The sequence below is a fragment of the Fulvivirga aurantia genome (genome assembly GCF_009711475.1).
Lineage (GTDB): Bacteria > Bacteroidota > Bacteroidia > Cytophagales > Cyclobacteriaceae > Fulvivirga > Fulvivirga aurantia.
The window spans coordinates 1-19,665 of the sequence record NZ_SMMD01000924.1 but is presented as its reverse complement, the minus strand read 5'-3'; the positions used below and the strand labels follow the sequence as shown (position 1 = coordinate 19,665).

Annotated in this window: 15 protein-coding genes; 1 reads left to right on the top strand and 14 read right to left on the bottom strand. The window is 38.8% G+C overall.

Translation table 11 applies throughout. The annotated features are described in order from the left end of the window. From E1176_RS17425 to E1176_RS17360, 14 genes are all read right to left on the bottom strand, one after another. A partial coding sequence (locus tag E1176_RS17425) for a cytochrome c oxidase subunit 3 (RefSeq protein WP_155212329.1) occupies positions 1-493 on the bottom strand: 493 nt, incomplete at its 3' end. A gap of 5 nt (positions 494-498) precedes the next feature. Continuing rightward, entirely contained in the window at positions 499-1,359 is an 861-nt protein-coding gene (gene cyoE / locus E1176_RS17420; RefSeq protein WP_425482594.1) for a heme o synthase, read from the bottom strand. A gap of 26 nt (positions 1,360-1,385) precedes the next feature. After that, positions 1,386-2,447: a COX15/CtaA family protein gene (locus E1176_RS17415; protein ID WP_155212327.1), complete on the bottom strand. Its 1,062-nt coding sequence runs from the start codon at positions 2,445-2,447 to the stop codon at positions 1,386-1,388. Further along, positions 2,434-4,314 carry a cytochrome c oxidase subunit I gene (locus tag E1176_RS17410; RefSeq protein WP_155212326.1) on the bottom strand — a complete coding sequence of 627 codons (1,881 nt, stop codon included), beginning with the start codon at positions 4,312-4,314 and terminating at the stop codon, positions 2,434-2,436. The genes E1176_RS17415 and E1176_RS17410 overlap by 14 nt, the downstream gene beginning before the upstream one ends. 15 nt (positions 4,315-4,329) lie before the next feature. Then, positions 4,330-5,394 carry a cytochrome c oxidase subunit II gene (locus tag E1176_RS17405; protein WP_155212325.1) on the bottom strand — a complete coding sequence of 355 codons (1,065 nt, stop codon included), beginning with the start codon at positions 5,392-5,394 and terminating at the stop codon, positions 4,330-4,332. Between the two features lie 38 nt (positions 5,395-5,432). Beyond that, positions 5,433-6,794 (bottom strand): quinol:cytochrome C oxidoreductase, encoded by a 1,362-nt coding sequence (locus E1176_RS17400; RefSeq protein WP_155212324.1) that lies wholly within the window; start codon positions 6,792-6,794, stop codon positions 5,433-5,435. 49 nt (positions 6,795-6,843) lie between these two features. Then, positions 6,844-7,503, bottom strand: a complete 660-nt coding sequence (locus E1176_RS17395; RefSeq protein ID WP_155212323.1) for a c-type cytochrome — start codon at positions 7,501-7,503, stop codon at positions 6,844-6,846. Between the two features lie 16 nt (positions 7,504-7,519). Further along, a complete protein-coding gene (locus tag E1176_RS17390) occupies positions 7,520-8,050 on the bottom strand; it encodes a DUF3341 domain-containing protein (protein WP_155212322.1) in 531 nt (176 codons plus the stop codon). A 1-nt stretch (position 8,051) separates the two neighbouring features. After that, complete coding sequence (gene nrfD / locus E1176_RS17385; protein ID WP_155212321.1) at positions 8,052-9,419, bottom strand: NrfD/PsrC family molybdoenzyme membrane anchor subunit; 1,368 nt, start codon at positions 9,417-9,419, stop codon at positions 8,052-8,054. A gap of 43 nt (positions 9,420-9,462) precedes the next feature. Then, positions 9,463-12,576 (bottom strand): TAT-variant-translocated molybdopterin oxidoreductase, encoded by a 3,114-nt coding sequence (locus E1176_RS17380; protein WP_155212320.1) that lies wholly within the window; start codon positions 12,574-12,576, stop codon positions 9,463-9,465. 41 nt (positions 12,577-12,617) lie between these two features. After that, positions 12,618-13,904 (bottom strand): c-type cytochrome, encoded by a 1,287-nt coding sequence (locus E1176_RS17375; protein WP_155212319.1) that lies wholly within the window; start codon positions 13,902-13,904, stop codon positions 12,618-12,620. Between the two features lie 383 nt (positions 13,905-14,287). Continuing rightward, a complete protein-coding gene (locus tag E1176_RS17370) occupies positions 14,288-14,653 on the bottom strand; it encodes a ribonuclease HepT family protein (protein WP_155212318.1) in 366 nt (121 codons plus the stop codon). Positions 14,654-14,664: 11 nt separating this feature from the next. Then, positions 14,665-14,832 (bottom strand): hypothetical protein, encoded by a 168-nt coding sequence (locus E1176_RS17365; RefSeq protein WP_155212317.1) that lies wholly within the window; start codon positions 14,830-14,832, stop codon positions 14,665-14,667. 117 nt (positions 14,833-14,949) lie between these two features. After that, positions 14,950-16,824 (bottom strand): tetratricopeptide repeat-containing sensor histidine kinase, encoded by a 1,875-nt coding sequence (locus E1176_RS17360; RefSeq protein ID WP_155212316.1) that lies wholly within the window; start codon positions 16,822-16,824, stop codon positions 14,950-14,952. A 130-nt stretch (positions 16,825-16,954) separates the two neighbouring features. On the opposite strand from E1176_RS17360, the gene E1176_RS17355 reads away from it, so the two are divergent. Then, positions 16,955-19,665 (top strand): PAS domain S-box protein (locus E1176_RS17355; protein ID WP_155212315.1); only part of this gene is annotated, 2,711 nt, incomplete at its 3' end.

Here is a 19,665-nt window from a genome sequence, read left to right as displayed (position 1 = left end):
GATTTTTAGCATGAACCTTGTACCTCATGGTCGAAATTAAAACAATTATAAGAAATATAATACCACTTATAAGGTGTACTCCGTGTAATCCTGTCAAAACGTATAAAAAAGACCCTGAAGGATTACCTACAAAAAACACATTATGATTAACTAATGTACCCCAGGCATAAACCTGTCCTATCAAGAACGCTACACCTAAAAAGGTTGTAACACCTAATGCCAGTTTAACCTGACTCAATTCATCTCGCTTAGCTGCAATGTATGCCCAATGCATAGTAGCACTGCTCAATAGAATTATACCTGATGTAACCCACAACTCAATTGGTAAATCAAATACCAACCAATTTCCTTCTGCCTGCCTTACGATGTATGCACTTGTAAGGGCTGCAAAAATCATAATTACCGTAATAATGAATAACCACAAAGCAAACTTCTTTGGGTTCATTGATAACGGCTTCTTAGGCTCCTCTACTAATTTGAATTCTTCTGCCATATCTTCTACACTTTATCCAACAAATACGCTATCTGCACAATTGGCAAATACAAAAACGATCCAAACATTATTCTTAAGGCAGATTTTCTATTGCCATTTTTCATCAACACGAAAGTCTGGCTTAAGAAGAGTACCCCGCAAATAGTCACAACTATTGCAGAATCAATCCCTGTAATCCCAAATTTTGCAGGCAGTAGGCCTAATGGTATGAGAAACAAGGTATATATCATTATTTGAAATGCTGTATTCAAGTCCTTTTTACCTCCTGAAGGAAGTAGCTTGAATCCTGCTCTTTTATAATCTTCATCTGCTACCCATGCAATAGCCCAAAAGTGCGGGAATTGCCATATAAACTGAATGCCGAATATTATTAAGGCCTCGTAACTAATGTGTCCAGTAGCAGCGGTCCAACCTAATAAAGGAGGCAATGCACCTGGTATTGCTCCAACAAATACAGCAATAGGCCCAACTCGCTTGAGTGGTGTATAAACAAAGCTGTATAAGATCATAGATAAAATTGACAGGAGCACTGTGATGAGGTTAGTATAAACCATCAAAATAGTTAAGCCCATCAAACCAATGACAATAGCAAAAGTTAAAGCCTCGTTATGAGAAACTCTACCAGTCGGTAATGGTCTATTCATCGTCCTTGACATAAGTTTGTCAAGGTCTTTTTCTATAATTTGATTAATTGTAATTGATGCCCCAGAAACCAGAAAGCCACCCAGACATAACATAGCGAAGTGAACCCAGTCAATTACTCCTCTTGCCCCTAACATGTACCCGAAACCACAAGAAAAAGCTACCAGGAATGACAGCCTAAACTTAACTAATTCGTAAAAAGCCTTTGCCTTTTCTACTAACATTGCTGTATCGTTTGCCGAACTCGTAATCATGTCCTCACCTCCGAAAATTTATACCTTGCACTAATTAGCTGCAAAAATACTAAAAACTGAATCCCGAAGGCCATGGTTCCTAGTAATAAATGCATTGGCTGAGCAATTGCAGGAAATCCTAAATAATTGAGGGATACGCCTGTAATCACTGACAATATGATCACTGAAACTAATAATTTAACAGATGCCAGTCTTAAGTGTTCCTTGCCCAATAAATAAACTAAAAATGCATGAGCCGCTATTATCACCCATGAGAAAGACCTGTGTATTATGAAGGTTGTTCCTAATTCCTTTACCCAACTTGATCGGTTGCTTTCTCCAATGGCTATTGCGATCTGATCAATGGCCTCTCTAACCTGAGTACCCATGGCAATTTGCACCAATGAAAGTATCAGACATATGCCTACAGTAAACGGTAATAGTTTGCTTAAAGATTTACCCTCTAGATGCCAATGTGTCTTTGTCTTAAAAACAATAAAAACCAACAGTGCAACAATTATCAAGGCAATAAACATATGGATAGTAATCATCCACGGTAAAAGGTTGGTTGATACCACGATAGAACCAATCCACCCTTGAAATATGACTAACAGTAATGTAGCCATGGCTGTGAAAAATATGGTTTTATTCGTTTTCAAAAATGGTATGGAGTACCAAAATGTACCTATTATAAACAAACCTATCAGTACACCAATAAGCCTATTTATATATTCAGTCCAGGTTTTAAAACTATTAAAGTCAGCTTCTTCTTTTATCGATTCGTCTTCTAAGATTTTCTTTGCAGTATCCTCGAATCCAAAAGCTGTTAAATATTTTGCAAATCGCTTATTCTTTTCCTGACGTTGTGCCGAATAAATCTCTTTGTAGTCAGAAGGTAATTGTGAAACTTCCGTTGGAGGTACCCACTGTCCAAAACACTTAGGCCAATCCGGACATCCCATTCCACTTCCCGTACTACGAACTATCCCGCCAACGAGAATTAAGAAATAAACAGCAATAAGAGTGGTCAGGCTAAACCTTGAAAGCCGCCTGACCTTTTTCTCTTTATTTTTTATCATCTATTACGACTGCATCTCTATCTCCGTCTCCTTCAAGCTTTATCATCTCATCCTCATGAGGGAAATTAGACTCAGGTGTTTCTGAGAACGGTATGTGCTGTGGAATAAAATCTTCCTTAGCACCTGGCTTACTGTAATCGTAAGGCCATCTGTATACTGTAGGGATTTCTCCAGGCCAGTTTCCATGACCAGGATTTACTGGAGTTGTCCACTCTAGTGTGTTAGAATTCCATGGGTTCATAGATGCTTTTCTTCCTCTGTATATGCTATAGAAGAAGTTAAATAAGAATATAAACTGCGCACCCAGTGTGATTATAGCAGCAATACTTACGAACATGTTCAAGTCAGTAAATGAATTGAAAGTATCATAGTTAGTAAAGCTGTAGTATCTTCTCGGATAACCTGCTATACCTATGTAGTGCATCGGGAAGAACACCATGTACACACCCACAAATGTTAACCAGAAATGAATGTAGCCTAATTTTGCATCCATCATTCTTCCAAACATCTTAGGGAACCAGTGGTATACACCAGCCATAAGTCCGAAGAAAGAAGCACTACCCATCACCAGGTGAAAGTGTGCCACAACAAAGTATGTGTCATGTAATTGAATGTCGATGGCTGAATTACCTAAGAATATACCTGTAAGACCACCTGATATAAAGAATGACACCAATCCTATTGAGAATAACATAGCAGACGTAAATCTTATGTTACCCTTCCATAGCGTTGTAATGTAGTTGAACACCTTTACTGCCGATGGTACAGCAATAATTAATGTAAGTAACATGAATATTGATCCTAAGAAAGGGTTCATACCTGTTACGAACATATGGTGTGCCCATACAACGAATGATAATATAGCAATGAATAACATAGATCCTACCATCGCTTTGTAACCAAATATTGGCTTCCTTGAATTAGTAGCGATAATCTCAGATGTAATACCTAAAGCTGGAAGCAGTACGATATATACCTCTGGGTGTCCCAGGAACCAGAATAAATGCTGGAATAGAATTGGGCTACCACCTTGGTTAGGTAAAGCTTCTCCATTGATGTAGATATCTGAAAGGTAAAAACTTGTACCAAAGCTACGGTCGAATATTAATAGTAAGGCAGCTGAAAATAATACAGGGAATGATAGTAATCCAATAATGGCAGTTAAGAAGAATGCCCATATAGTAAGTGGTAATTTTGAGAAAGACAATCCTTGCGTTCTCATATTAATTACAGTTGTAATATAGTTAATACCACCCAGTAGTGTAGACACAATAAAAAGAGCCATCGAAGATAACCATAATGTCATTCCTAGTCCTGATCCGTTTACTGCCTGTGGCAACGCACTAAGCGGTGGATAAATAACCCAACCACCTGAGGCTGGACCGGTCTCTATGAATAAAGAGATGAACATTACCACACTAGAAGCAAAGAAGAACCAGTATGAAAGCATGTTCATAAAGCCAGAGGCCATATCTCTCGCTCCTATTTGTAATGGAATTAAGAAGTTACTAAATGTACCACTAAGACCCGCTGTAAGTACAAAGAATACCATAATGGTACCGTGCATTGTAACTAATGCTAAATAAAACTCAGGGTCAATTTTTCCTTCAGGAGTGATCCATTCACCTAATACAGGGCGTAACCACTCAAGCTGTGCTTCTGGGAAACCTAGCTGTAACCTAAATATTACTGATAAAAGCCCGCCTAATAATGCCCAAAAAATACCTGTAATAAGGAATTGTTTGGCGATCATCTTATGGTCTGTACTGAACACATACGTGCTCCAGAAATTACCATGATGCTCGTGATCATGACTGTGATCGTCATGATGTTTCTCCTCTGTTAAATGTATATCAGCAGTTGCCATATTTTATATTTTAACTTATAATGATGCTTCTAATTCTTCTTCCTCGTTGCCAATACCAGCCTTAATTTTTGCCAGCTCTCGCTTGTCCGCAGGTACTTGTTCAAGGTAATCTTCATTTAATTTCAACCATGTAGGTTGTTCAGCTTTCCACGCTTCATATTCTTCCTGCGTGTGAATAACAACAGACAATTTCATTGAGAAATGCCCTCTTCCGCAAACCTCAGTACAAGAAATAAAATACTCGAACTCAGGATCTCCTAATTCTGATCTCATCTCCTCAGTTGTCTTCGTAGGAGTAAATTTAAAGTGTGTAGGCATACCAGGCACAGCATCCATTTTTACCCTTAAGTGAGGTATAAATACACTGTGAAGTACGTCTCTTGCACGTATTTTTAATAATACTTCTTTACCTACCGGCAAGTGCAATTCATTTGGCATGAAATCATCATATGAGTTTTCATCAGTAAGATCCATTCCAAATTGATTTACTGCATCTATAAGCATATAGTCATAGTTACCTAATTGGTCATCTTTTACACCAGGGTATCTCACACCCCAACCAAACTGATAACCCATAATCTCTATAACCTCAGCATCTTCAGAAGCTTCGCTTGTTATATCATTCCAAGCTTTTAATCCGGTGAAAACTAGAATAGATAACACAATTGCAGGTACAACTGTCCACAACAATTCGAGTTTAGTATTATCAGGATAAAATTTAGCTCTTTCACCTTTCTTGTACTGGTATTTATAGCTGAAGTAAAATAACAATACGTTAGTCGCCACAAATACAACTCCGGTTACTGCAGTAGTTATCCAAAAAAGCTGATCTGTTAATACTCCATGCTCAGACGCTATTGCTAGCGTGTAATCATCAAAGTATGTCCATGAATACCAAAAGAACAACCCGAATGATCCTATCATAAACAGCATCATTAATGCTGCATTCACTTTATTACTGGTGCTTACCCACTTCTTATCTGTTCCCTTTACTACATTTACCAGCGTACTTATTCTGAATAATGTAAATAATATAATCAGAAGTAAAAGGACCCCAATTGCTATGATAACTTCAAACATATTCCAGTCTTATAATTTATTATCTAATTAATTTCTATCTATATATGGTGATGTAAACTCTCCTGTAGCATTGGATGATTCTTCGCATAAAGTGGTGCTTTCGTTAAGCTCACTAAAGTCACCCATACAAATGCTGCTAAGAAAATCATCGCCATGCCTATTTCTATAAAACCAAACCCACCATCAAATTGCATAACACCAGGAGTTACCATTAGGTAGAAATCGAACCAGTGTCCCACGATTACTATCGGGCAAACTACTTTCAATAGCGCCATATGTCTTTTCGCATCTCTTGTCATTAATAACAGGAATGGTAAGAAGAAGTTGAGGATAAGATTTAAGAAGAATACCCACTTATACTGACTAGTTTCAATTCTCTGAATGAAGTAAACTGTCTCCTCCGGAATATTCGCATAATAGATCAGTAAGAATTGTGAGAACCATATATATGTCCAAAAAATACTGAAACCGAAGATGAATTTTCCAATGTCATGTAGATGGTTAGCATTTACTACTTTCAGATAGCCATTTTGCTTAAGCATAACTACTATGAAAGTAATTGCTGCCAAACCATTTACCCACCAGCTGGCAAACATATACCAACCAAACATGGTACTAAACCAGTGAGGGTCAATTGACATCACCCAATCCCAGGCAGCTATTGAAGATGTAACCGCAAACACTACCAAGAATATTGCAGAGTATTTTCTTGCCTTATACCAATGCTTAACATTTCCATCGATATCTTCCTCTAACATTTCTCTTTTAATCCAAATAAAGAACATGTACCAAAGAGCGAAGAAGATTACCATTCTCAATATATAGAACAAAGGAAATGTTCCTGACTCAAGTGGCCAGTACCATAACCCCGCTTTACCCTTAATAATTTCATCTCCGCCAACTTCTGCGTATAAAGATTCATGTGTCCAATGGAAAACATCAAATTTTACAACAAACCATGAAATAACCATGAGAACTCCAGCTATTGGTAACCAGTGCGCCATAGCCAATGGAATCCTTTTCATTCCCGCAGACCAACCAGCCTGAGCAGCGTATTGTATTGCAATAAAAAATACACCTATGATCGCCAAGCCCGTAAAGTATACGTTATTGATCCAAAGGTTTGAGAACAATCTTTTTAGCCATACCGGGCTACCATGGTGCCCTTCAGCTTCTCCATGTCCTTCTTCAGACACTGCAGTGCCCTGCTCCTGCTCGTCTGCACTAGCAAGCATTGAATGTTCCGTAACTGTGTTTATCGCGTGTCCCTCAGCTTCGTGTCCATGATCTCCAGACATTGTGAGAATCACACCAAGACCTAAAAGCACCACGCCAACAATGGCGATGATTACTAGTGTCTTTTTAGCTTTTGAGGTAAATGAAAATCTTTCTTCAGTCATTTCAATAGTTTATTTACAATTTGTGATTTACGTAGGCTTACCTCGCAAATTATTGATTTTGAAGTTTTTTAACGTACATGGCTATTTTCCATCTGTCTTCCTGGCTTACCTGAGAACCATGAGCTCCCATTAAACCTTTACCCTGAGAAATAACATGGAAAATATGGCCTTCTGTAATGTTTTGATATGCTGCACCTTGAAGGTTAGCGATACCTGCAAATACTACTTTATCTTCTGTACCAGCAACAGGACCATCACCTTCACCATTAGGGCCGTGACAGTGATTACAATACCTTGAATAGAGAACGTTTCCTTCAGCTAGTAGAGCCTCCTTATCTTCAGTCAGTGGGTTTTGTAATGTTCTGGCAGCATAATCTAAGCTGTCTTTTGGTATTCTGTATGGTAAAATGTAACCCGCATTTTTTCTAGGAACAGAATTAGCCGGAGGTACACGCATTGTCATACGACTTGGATTGTATGGGTTTGAGTTATAATACTCACCGTGCTTATCGTCCGTATTAGGGTCTAAAAATTCCGCAGCTTCACCAGCAGTTTCATCTACGATCTGAGATAAAGGCTCGTAAGGTACCGAATGGTACATGTTTGGTGCGTATTCCAGTCCCTGATCTTCACCACCAGCACCACAACTTGTGAGTGCTACACCAATTGCTAATACTGAAGCTAATTTTAAATTATTATATAATTTCATACCTAAGTGTAAGTTCTTAATCTTCAAAATCTTTGTCATTAACTTCACCTGCTCCTGAGCTACTCACGATTTTCTTGATATCATCTTTAGCAAGATTATTAGCAGATAAATCGATTGCCATCACATGCTTATCATCTGTGATTCTCACGTCAAATATTCTAGGTTGCTTATAAGGCTTCAGATCACTTACGATCATAAATGTACCTACCATACCTAATGCAGATAATAGAACTGTTAACTCAAAAGTTACCGGAATAAATGGAGGCAATGACACGAAATCTTTACCACCTATAATCATAGGCCAATCAAATCCTAGCATCCATACCTGCATGGTAAGGGCTAAGGTTGTACCTAGTAATCCAAATAAAAAGGCTGCTATTGGAAGACGTGTTCTTTTGTATCCTAAGGCTTCATCAATTCCATGCACTGGAAATGGTGAATATACCTCGTGAATTTTCACTCCACTTTCTCTTACTGCTTTTATAGCGGTAAGCAACACATCTTCATCATCGTAGACTCCTAATACAAAATGTTTATTGTTTTCCATCTTAGTTATTTCTCTTTAAGGATGATGACTTAATAATACTTTTCACTTCTGCCATGTTGATCACAGGGAAGAACTTCGCGAATAATAAGAACGCTGTGAAGAACAATCCGAAAGTGAATAGATATACTCCCACATCGTAGAATGTAGGGTAGAACATAGCCCAACTTGAAGGTAGGTAATCTCTATGAAGCGATGTAACAATAATTACAAATCGCTCAAACCACATACCTATGTTCACAATAATTGATAATATGAAAGTTGCTGCAATACTTGTTCTAATTTTCTTTACCCAGAAAAGCTGAGGTGAGATAACGTTACAAGTCATCATAGACCAGTAAGCCCATGCATAAGGACCAAATGCTCTGTTCATAAATGCATATTGCTCTGCGTCAACTCCTGAGTACCATGCGATAAAGAACTCAGTGATATAAGCAATACCTACAATAGAACCTGTGATAATAATTACTATGTTCATCAACTCTATATGGTTGATGGTAATGTAGTCTTCTAACTTAAATAGTTTTCTAGTTACCAACATAAGCGTCAGTACCATGGCGAATCCAGAGAAAATAGCTCCTGCCACAAAGTATGGAGGGAAAATTGTCGTGTGCCATCCTGGTATAACTGATGTTGCAAAGTCAAAGGATACGATCGTGTGTACTGAAAGTACAAGAGGTGTAGCTAAACCAGCGAGAATTAAAGCTACAGACTCATATCTCATCCATGTTTTAGCAGCTCCATCCCAACCGAAACTTAATGCTCCGTAAACTGCCTTAGAAACTTTATTTTTAGCTCTGTCTCTGATTGAAGCAAAATCTGGAATAAGACCGATGTACCAGAAAACTAGTGATACTGTGAAATAAGTACTAATAGCAAATACATCCCAAAGTAGTGGTGAATTAAAGTTAACCCATAATGAACCCCATGTATTTGGTAGTGGTAATGCCCAATAAAAACCTACCCACAATCTACCCATGTGCAAACCAGGGAAACATGCTGCACATATTACAGCAAAAATAGTCATCGCCTCAGCCGCCCTGTTAATTGACATTCTCCATTTCTGTCTAAACAGAAGAAGAATAGCTGAGATAAGCGTACCTGCGTGACCAATACCAACCCACCATACGAAGTTAGTAATGTCCCAAGCCCAACCTACGGTTTTGTTTAGTCCCCAAACACCTATTCCTTCCCAAAGAAGCATGAATACAGCATAGGCACCTATTCCAAGCGTGGCTAACGATATAGCCATTCCCAACATCCATGATTTGGTAGGCTTACCCTCTACTTGTCTGCATATATCTTCCGTGACATCATGAACGGTTTTTCCACCGGTTACTAATGGCTCGCGAACGGATGAAGTAACTTGCATATTATTTATTTCTAAGTTCTAAGTTATGTTCTTATTCTAAGGATTAAGCTTTCGCTTCTTCCTTGTCTTTATTTCTAATTTTCGTCAAATATGTCACGTTAGGTTTAACGCCAATTTCTTCAAGTACATGATAAGCTCTTGGCTCACCAATCTCTGTTTCTATCAGATAATCAGCATCTTCACTTTCTCTGTGATTAATTTGAAGCATTTTATGAATTCTGCTGTTCTCATCATTCATATCGCCAAACACGATTGCGTCAGCAGGACAAGCAGATGCACAAGCAGTATTGATATCCTCGTCTTTAGGTCTTCTACCCTCTTTCTTCGCCTCTAGCTTACCGTACTGTATTCTCTGAATACATAGTGAGCATTTTTCCATTACACCTCTAGACCTTACAGTCACATCCGGGTTAAGAACCATTTTACCAAGGTCATTATTCATAGCTGTGTTCACATCTTCGAACTGACCGTTATCATGGTACTTAAACCAGTTGAACCTTCTCACTTTATAAGGACAGTTGTTAGCACAATATCTTGTACCAATACATCTGTTATAAGTCATTTGGTTTAGTCCTTCAGAACTGTGTGTAGTAGCTGCTACCGGACATACAGTTTCACAAGGTGCATTATTACAATGTTGACACATCATAGGCTGGAAAGTAACTTCCGGATTGTCAGCAGCTTCTTCAAGTCCTTTTATATCAGAAGGAGCAGCATCAGAACTGTAATATCTGTCGATACGCATCCAGTGCATATCTCTTCTGTTAATTACTTCTTCTCTACCAACAACAGGGATGTTATTCTCTGACTGACACGCTACATGACAAGCACTACAACCCGTACATGAGTTAAGGTCAATCACCATACCCCAGTGGTGGTTCTTATATTTATGGCCTTTCCATAAACTTAGATTACCAGGGCTAGTCTCACCGCCTTCAGCCATCCAGTTTGAGATGTGTGGCATATGACGACCTGCGTAAGGATCTTCTTTATAAGCATCAAGCGTAGCTTCCTGTATTACGGTATCTCTACCCATATACGTTTGATGTGTTTGCGTCTGTGCAATCTGGTACTGCTCTTCAAGCACCTCAATGGTTACACCACTCATTACACTATTACTAGCTACACCATTTACAGTAGTTGCCAGAGGGAAAGCATTTACACCACGCTCATTAGCTACTTTGCCTGCGCTCGTTCTACCATAACCTAAGGCCAAACCTACAGTACCAGGTGCCTGACCAGGCTGGATTAATATAGGGACTACAACAGACTTACCGTTAACTGTAACTTTCGCTTTATTACTTTTTCCTTCAAAAGCAGTTACCTCATTTTCCCTAGCCCATGCTTGTGAAACAGTAAGGTAATTGTCCCAGGTTGCTTTAGAAACAGGATCAGGCATTTCTTGTAACCATGGGTTGTTGGCTTGTGAGCCATCACCAATACCTACTTTTTGATATAGTGACAATTCAACTCCAGATCCTTTGTAATTTTTGTTGATGGCAGCACCTGCAGCAGCAACATTTCCAGCAAAACCAGATGGAGCAGCAGCTTCTGAAGCAACTTCTAATACACCATCCTGCATTGTTTTATCCCACGCTTCCTGAAAATCTCCTGAAGTAGTGATTTTACCTTTCCAGTTGTTTTGAAGGTAGTCGTAGTATTCAGTGTTATTTCCAGACCAGGTAAGAAGTGTTTCTTGTGCCTGACGTGTATCAAATATTGGTGTGATGGTAGGTTGCGCTAAGCTATATGTACCAGTTTTAGGCTCTGCATCATTCCATGATTCTAAGAAATGGTTATCAGGAGCCATGTAATCTGCCAGTACAGCAGTTTCGTCTGGTCTGTCAGATGTTGAAATTTTAAGACTTACTTTACTTAGTGCATCCTTAAGCTCAGCACCTCTGTGATGATTGTACACAGGGTTACTATTAAGGAAGATTACACCATTTATTCTACCAGATTTAGCATCGTTGATGAATTTATTCATCGCCTGCTCGTCCCCCTGACGGAAGTTAACAGATTTTGCCAAATCTATTGTAGTACCATAATTGTTAAGCATAGAGTTGATTCCGTTCACCAACGTCTGTACCGCAGGATCATTAGAACCTGAAACTACTAAAGATTTGCCTCTTGCTTTAAGTAAGTCCTTAGCCGCTTTATCGATGTTTTTATACTCACCTTTAACACTTACAGATTGGCCACCAGTTTTGCTGGCGATTGCATTGTAAAGTGCCGCTACTGCTTTTCCTTCATCAGAAGGTTTGATTGGTGTTCTGTAATCTGCGTTAGATCCAGTAAGTGATAAGTTAGACTCGAATTGGTAATGACGAGACATTGTCTTCTTACCAGAACCGATCTTTCTTGTTTTGCTGTATTGTTTTGTAAACTCAATTGGAGATATCCAGGTACCTAAGAAATCAGCGCCAAAGCTTACGATTACATCAGATTTACTGAAATCGTAAGATGGTATAGTTCTAACACCAAAAGAGCTTTCATTTGCCTGCAACATACCTTCAGCTGAAGACGCATCGTACATGATGTGCTGCGTTGTAGGATACTTTGCAGTGAAATCAGCGATTACCTGCTTAGTAGTCGGGCTTAAAATTGTATTACTTACAATTCTTATCTGACCACCCTGAGCAGCAATGCTATTCAGCTTATTTATAACTTCTTTATCGAGAGTTTCCCACTTGGTGTCATTTCCAGCAGCTTTTGGACCACGTAACCTTTCATTGTCATAAAGAGAAAGTACAGATGCTTCCACCTGTGCATTAACTCCACCCTGACTGATTTTAGAAAGTTTGTTTCCTTCTATTTTAATAGGTCGGCCTTCACGCGTCTTCACTACAATACTGCAATAATCCCCACCATTGGTGTAGGTAGATGCATAGTAGTTAGGAATACCCGGATCAACATCAACTGGTTTATTTACATACGGAATGGCTCTTCTTACAGGAGCTTCACATGCTGCTAAAGAAGCCGCTGCTATACCGAAGCCCATCATTTTTAAGAAGTCTCTTCTACTGCTTCCTCCCCCATCTTCATTCTGATTGATCGGTAAGAACTCAGGAAATTCCTTATCCGCCTTTTTAACGAACTCGGGATCGTTAGATAATTGTTCTATACCTTTCCAGTATGTCTTTTTATTATCTCTCATAATCTATAAATAGATAAAATATAGTATTCTTAGTTTTTTTATTAATAGTGACACTTAGAGCATTCCAGACCTCCAATGTCTTCTACCTTCATAGCACCTTTACTTTCCTGCTCATGCAGTTCTACAAGGTTGGTGTAGTAGTCATTGCCTTTGGCATTTACATCTGTCTTTCTATGACAGTCTATACACCATCCCATTGTAAGTAATGAGTGCTGCTGTACAACTTCCATTTCTTCGATAGCACCGTGACAAGTCTGGCATTCGATCTCACCCACTTTAACATGTTGTGAGTGATTGAAATATGCCAAATCAGGCAAGTTGTGTACTCTGATCCACTCGATAGGTCTATCATTCTCGATAGCTGCATATATCTTTTGTATTTCCGGAGACTCAGTCTTCACTGCTGAGTGACAGTTCATACAAATATTTGGCGAAGGAATGTTAGCACTCTTACTCTTTCTTACCCCAGTGTGGCAGTATTGACAATCGATCTGATACTCACCTGCGTGTAGTTTATGAGAAAAAGCAATTGGTTGCTTAGGTGCGTAACCTTTCTGAACACCTACCGCGTAAAGCTGATTAACAACCACTTTGAATGCGATAGCTGTAAATAAAAATGCTACTAAAAAGATAACCGGCTTACTTTTTACCAACTTGTCAAAATCTAAAGTTGGGTTTACAATGGCCTCATCATCTTCGTCAAGATCTTCTCTTTGGTTAAGATATTTTCTAAGGATAGTAGTGATTAAGACTAGTACTACCAGAATAAGTACTAAAACAATGATCAAACCGACCATGATAGCGTTTAGGTAAGCTGCTGGTACAGAATCACCTGCTGTCTGAGTAACGTTAGTTTCATCACCTTTAGGATCATCGCCACCAGGACCTGCCTCAGTCTCAGCTTTGATATATGCCATGATAGACAGAATCTGATCTCTAGAGAAAGTAGGGAAAGCTGTCATCTGAGTTTTATTATACTCTTCGTACAGGTTAACAGCATAAGTGTCACCACTTGCGATCACTTTTGAAGAATTCTGGATAAAGCTAACTATCCAATCAATAGACGGAGCTCTGTCGTAAACATTTGCCAATGCTGGTCCTACCAGTTTTTGGTGTACTTTATGGCACGTTTTACAATTACCATTAAATAGAGACTCCCCTTCTGTAATCCTTGCTGGCTCGGTTGGAATTGGCCCAGATGATGAAGCTGCTGCTTCAGTCTCCGCCTCAGCCGCCTGCTCCTGACCAAATGACTGGTTGTTTATTAAAAGAAACCCTAATAGTGTGAATGCTAGTAAAACGCGTGCTAGTGATCGTTTTTGCGTCATATTCATGTAATTTATAACTCTTTTTTTGAGGTTGTTGCTGTCTTAACCCGGGCACAAATCTACTATCGGAATGTTTTATTTCAAACATATTTTCAGCACCATTTGCGCCCAAGTGCAACAATAGCGTACACTCTTCCGTAGCGAATATCCAAAAACGTGTTTTTTGTGCCAAAAACAAAATATTTTGGTGTTATTTAGAATTTTTATAAATAGTAATCAGGCCTTTTTAAGCTGGAAAAATTGATGTTTTTAACCGCTTTTGTATAATTGACCTCGGTATATAAAAAAACCTGAGTAAATCATATTTATACTCAGGTATAATCACGGACAACATTGTCCACGTATAACTACATATTTTTAATAATACAGTCTTTCGGTTATAATTATAATGTATCGTCTGGCTTACCCAATTTGGCTGATGCTTCCAATGCTTCATCATGTATAATGTCAAGTTCTGATTCTATCACTCCCCATACACTTTGGTGGTTAATCTCTGCCTCACTATTATAGCGGGCATTTCTGAACCCAGCTAAAATATCTGTATTGAAGTTAAGATCACCTTTATTATCAGAAGCATGCGAAAGCTCATATGCTGCCTCACCAATCATTTGCATATTGGCATAGACACTTTCTTTTACCTGCTCCTCTTTTCTAAAGGTTTCATAATTAATACCGACTGTATCAGCCTTTATTTCTTCAATTCCTCTTATTATATTATTTAGGTGCTGTTGCTGTACTTCCTTATCCATTGTATGTCTGTTTATTTGTGATCACTTTCTCCTACGGGACCTTCGCCTTGTCCTTCTCTTACATTTAGAGAATCATTTTTAACTGCTTCTTTATCTTCGATGGTACCTTTTTTGGGACCACAGCTCGCCAATAATGCAGTTAAACTCAATGTCAGCATGGTTATTCTTAAAATTTTCATATCAAGGTTTTTGTTTTACAAGTTGTAAAATCTACGAGCACAGTTGCTCTACTTTTAATTGACTAACAACAGACAATCAAAATCTTCTAAAACCGATTGAAAAAATATAGGATTTGATTATGCTCGGGGAAGTGTGAAATGAAAAACAGTGCCTTGACCAAGTTTACTCTGTACATCGATAGTACCTCCTATTTTCACCACAAATTCTTTGACCAACAGTAAGCCAAGGCCGGTTCCTTTTTCTCTTGCGGTACCTTCTTTGGTAAATGGCTGAGGGTCGAAAAGCCGTTCCAGGTCATCTTCGGACATACCCACTCCGGTATCGGCTATGGTAACAATTACTGTATCTTCAGTTTGGTCAGAACTTATGGTAATGCCACCTTCACGGGTAAATTTAATGGCATTGGCAATTAGATTTCTAAATATGAGTTTTAGCATATTTACATCTGCCATCACTATAACTCCTTCTGATATTTTGTTTTCCAAAGATATACCTTTACCTAGTGCAAATGGGGCATAAATATCAACTACCTTATCCGCTGAGGTGCTTAAGGGCGTTGGTTCTGCCACCATATTCAAGCCACCCATTTGTGATTTTACCCACTGCAAAACATTAATTAATAGCTCTCCAATATTATTGGTTTCCTTAGATAGCTTTCTAAACATAGGGAGTAGCTCCTCCTTGCTCAACATATCTAGTGAAGCAAGTTCTAAGACAGACTGAAGGCGTGCTACGGGTGCTTGCAAGTCGTGAGAAAGAATAGAAAACATTCGATTTTTTGCCTGATTGATCTCCTCGAGTTGCTTCTTTTGCTCTGAGATCTGGAGATTCTTACGGGTAATCAATTCATTTTTCTGCTCTTCCAGCTCAAGGTGTTTTTGCTTTAGGCGGTAAGCTCTGAACATAAGGACTCCTGATATAATAATGAGCAATGTGATGATCGCACTCACTATAGTGATGGTTTTCTGCCGGCTTATTTGGAGCTCCTGTAGTTCATTAGATTGTCTTAATGCCTCATTTTCAAGTCTGATTTTAGAGGTTTTGTATTTAGCTTCAAGCTCGTTTATCTCATTGTTCTTTTCCAGACTTAAGATGCTATCACGTAATGCAATCCACTTGGTTTGCCACTCCAGAGCCTCTCTAAAGTTAGACCTGCGCTTCTCGAGCTTAGTCATATGCTCATACCCGATGGCTACAGTTTGTCGGGAGTTAGAAGACTTTGCCACAGCAATACCCTCCTTAATCTTGTCTTCTGCTTTGGAATAATCTCCACTCTCAAGGTAAACCTCCCCAATATTTAAGAGAGAAGTTGCTATTCCCAATTTGGCGTTATGGGCCTTATCAATGTCTAGCGATCTGTTTAGGTAATCAAGTGCCTCATCATACCTGGCTTGCTCCAAATAGATGTAACCGATATTGTTGAGAGTCGAAGACAAGCCTAAAGAGTCCTTAAGCTGTGATTTATAGGCTAAAGACTTTTGGTAATAATTGAGGGCTTCTTCCGGCTTCTTTAAGTTGCGGTAAGCTATACCTAAATTATTCAAGGATTTGGCTATCTGTTGGGAGTCGCCTAATTGGAGGCGTATTTCAAGGGCCTTATCGTGAAACTCCAACGACCTTTTATGGTCTTCTAAATAATAATAGACTACTCCCAGATTACTCAATATGGTAGAACTAGATTTTTCATCACTGAGCTTATCGAATATTTCCAGTGCTGCAACAAAGTTTTCACTTGCGATTTTATAATTAGCCTGACTAAGATTAGCTAAAGCAATAGTATTTAAGCTCTTGGCTTTGCCTTTCTCGTAATCAATCTTTTCTGAAATGGCCAAAGCCCTAAGTCCCTTTTCTTCCATTTGGTCAGGATCTGAGCCATATAGTTTGAAGGCTTCTTTGTTTATCTCAAGGACTTCGGAGGTATCTGAAAGGTTTTGCCCGTAGCAGATGCTACTAAGGAGGCACAAGACAATCAGCAGGTATTCTTTTATCATCGCAACATTAATGTTGGCTTAAAGATCGAGAACTTTCTTTAAAATGGAAGGTTAAACAATATTATCTATCTTAAATAAAGTTGTATTTTCATAAAAAGTAGATCATCATCCCTAAAAATTAATAGAATTTATGCCCAGGTCTAAAAATCAAACGCCAGATTTTAAGGAAATCGTTGAAACGCTCAACGATATGATTTATGAATTAGACAATGACGGGAGATTTTATTATGCCAACAGCACTTTAGAAAAAATATCCGGTTACTCAAAAGAAGAACTCAAATCAATTCACTATTGGGATCTGGTAAAAGAGGAGCAAAAAGAAGAATTAAAGGCCTTCTATTACAACCAAAGAAAGAAGCAGATAGAAGACACTTACTATGAGTTTATCATGATCACAAAATCGGGTAAGCAGGTATGGATCGGTCAGAATGTAAAAATGATCTACAAAAGTAAAGGTGTTGTAGCTGTAAGGGCGGTAGCCAGAGATATCACAAAACTTAGAAACCTGAGAATCGCTTTTGAAAGAAAAGCCAAAGAACTTGAGAAAGTAAATGAAAGCCAGGCATTAGCGAAAAAAGACCTGGAGGAAAAAAATGCGCTCATGGATCTTATACTCAACACCATGACAGACGCAGTAGTGGTATTAGATGCCAAAGGTGATTTTATTTTGTTTAATGAGGCTTCGAAGAATATCGCTGGTAAAGATAAAACCGACAAACCTTCCAGCGAATGGCCAGAACATTACGGCTTATACTACCCTGATAAGGAAACCATGATAGAAACTAAGGACCTGCCAATGATGCTGTCATTACAAGGCAAGGAGGTCTATAATTTCGAATCTTATGTAAAAAATGATGACAATGAGGGTGTGTTTGTAAGGGTAAATACACGGCCTTTAAGAGATAATGACGGCAATATTATAGGTGCACTTGTAGTTTCAACCAATATTAATGAGCAAAAAGAAGCTGAGATCAAACTCAGAGCCAGTGAGGAAAAGTTCAGAGCAATGAGCGATGCCTCACCACTGGGTATATTTGTGACCGACAACAAAGGTTCTTGTGAGTACACCAATACTGAGTACCAAAAACAAAGTGGGCTCAGCTTTGAAGAGGCACTGGGAGACGGCTGGACTAAAGCTATACATCCAGATGATACCGACCGTGTTTTTAAAGAATGGACAGAGGCTGTAAAGAAAGAAGAAGTATTTAGCACAGAGCAGAGATTCAAGCATAAGGACGGCACAGTATTATGGTCTACCGTAAAAGCCTCGGCCATGATTGTAAACGACAAAACCATAGGATATGTGGGGACCGTTGAAGACATCACTACAAGAAAACAGTACGAAGAGCGACTACTGGAAGCAAAAGAAGAAGCCGAAATGGCTTCTAAGGCCAAAGAAGACTTCCTATCTACTATGAGTCACGAGATAAGGACTCCTCTTAATGCAGTAATCGGTATGGCCCACTTGCTGCAGGATGAAGACCCCCTACCCCATCAAATTGAAAATCTAAATGCTTTAAGGTTCTCTGCAGATAATCTTCTGGTTTTAATCAACGATATTTTAGACTACAACAAGATTGAATCAGGTAAGGTAACATTTGAAAAAATAGAAGTAGACCTCAAGCATTTAATTTCTCGAATAAGGAAATCATTATTACTCAAGGCACAAGAAAAAGGCATCAGGTTTAATGCAATATTTGACTCTGACATACCTGATGTGGTGATGACCGACCCTGTGAGATTAAATCAAATCATTACCAATCTACTCTCTAATGCGATTAAATTCACAGAAAATGGCTTTGTAAAAGTCGAGGTTTTGCTGGAAGAAGAAGATGAAGCCACAGCTACTGTCTCATTCTTAATCAAAGACAGCGGTATTGGCATACCCAAAGACCAGCAGGATAAAATCTTTGATCGATTTTCTCAGGCCGAAAAAACAACTACCAGGATATATGGAGGAACAGGACTAGGCCTCGCTATCACCAAAAAGCTAGTAGAATTACAGGGTGGAAATATCGAATTGAGAAGTGAAAGTAATAAAGGCAGTGAATTTTCTTTTACACTTACGTTTGATAAAGGCAGAGTAAAGCCAAAACACCAGGAAGACGCAGAACAAGAGGTTTTTCCTTCAAACTTATCTGGAACCAAAATACTCGTTGTAGAAGATAACCAGATCAATCAGGTAGTGGCCGAGAAGTTTCTAAGAAAATGGAATATATCTGTAGAAATTGCTAACCATGGTAAAGAGGCCTTAGAAATTCTTAAAAAGGAATCATTTGATCTGGTTTTAATGGATTTGCAAATGCCCGTAATGGGCGGCTATGAGGCTACAGCTGAAATGAAAGCTGATAAGTCTTTGAAAGATTTACCTATTATAGCTTTAACTGCTTCCGCGCTTACAGAAGAGAGAGAAAGAGTGTTTAAGTCAGGGATGAATGACTTTGTTACTAAACCACTCAATGCTCAGGAGCTTTATTCTAAGATTGCCAAAATTGTAGGTAAGAGTAAAGCCGTAACGACAAAAGCAGTCAGTACTAATGGCAAGAAAAAAGACCTCATTGATTCTACCAAAGTGGAAGAGATGGCCGAAGGGGATATGGCTTTTCTCACACGTATGTACAAGTCTTACCTGGTAGAGCTAGGAAAACTTGAAGAGGCCTACATTGATATTGTAAAAAATAACGATATGGACCTCTACAGAGCCACACGACATAAAACAATTGCATCCATTGATCTTTTTAATGCAGACGAGCTAAAGGCAGAGGTGATGAGAACAGAAAAGCTACTTAGCGACAAAAACACTGATGGTTTAAAGGCCAATTTAAAATCGCTCCAAACCCT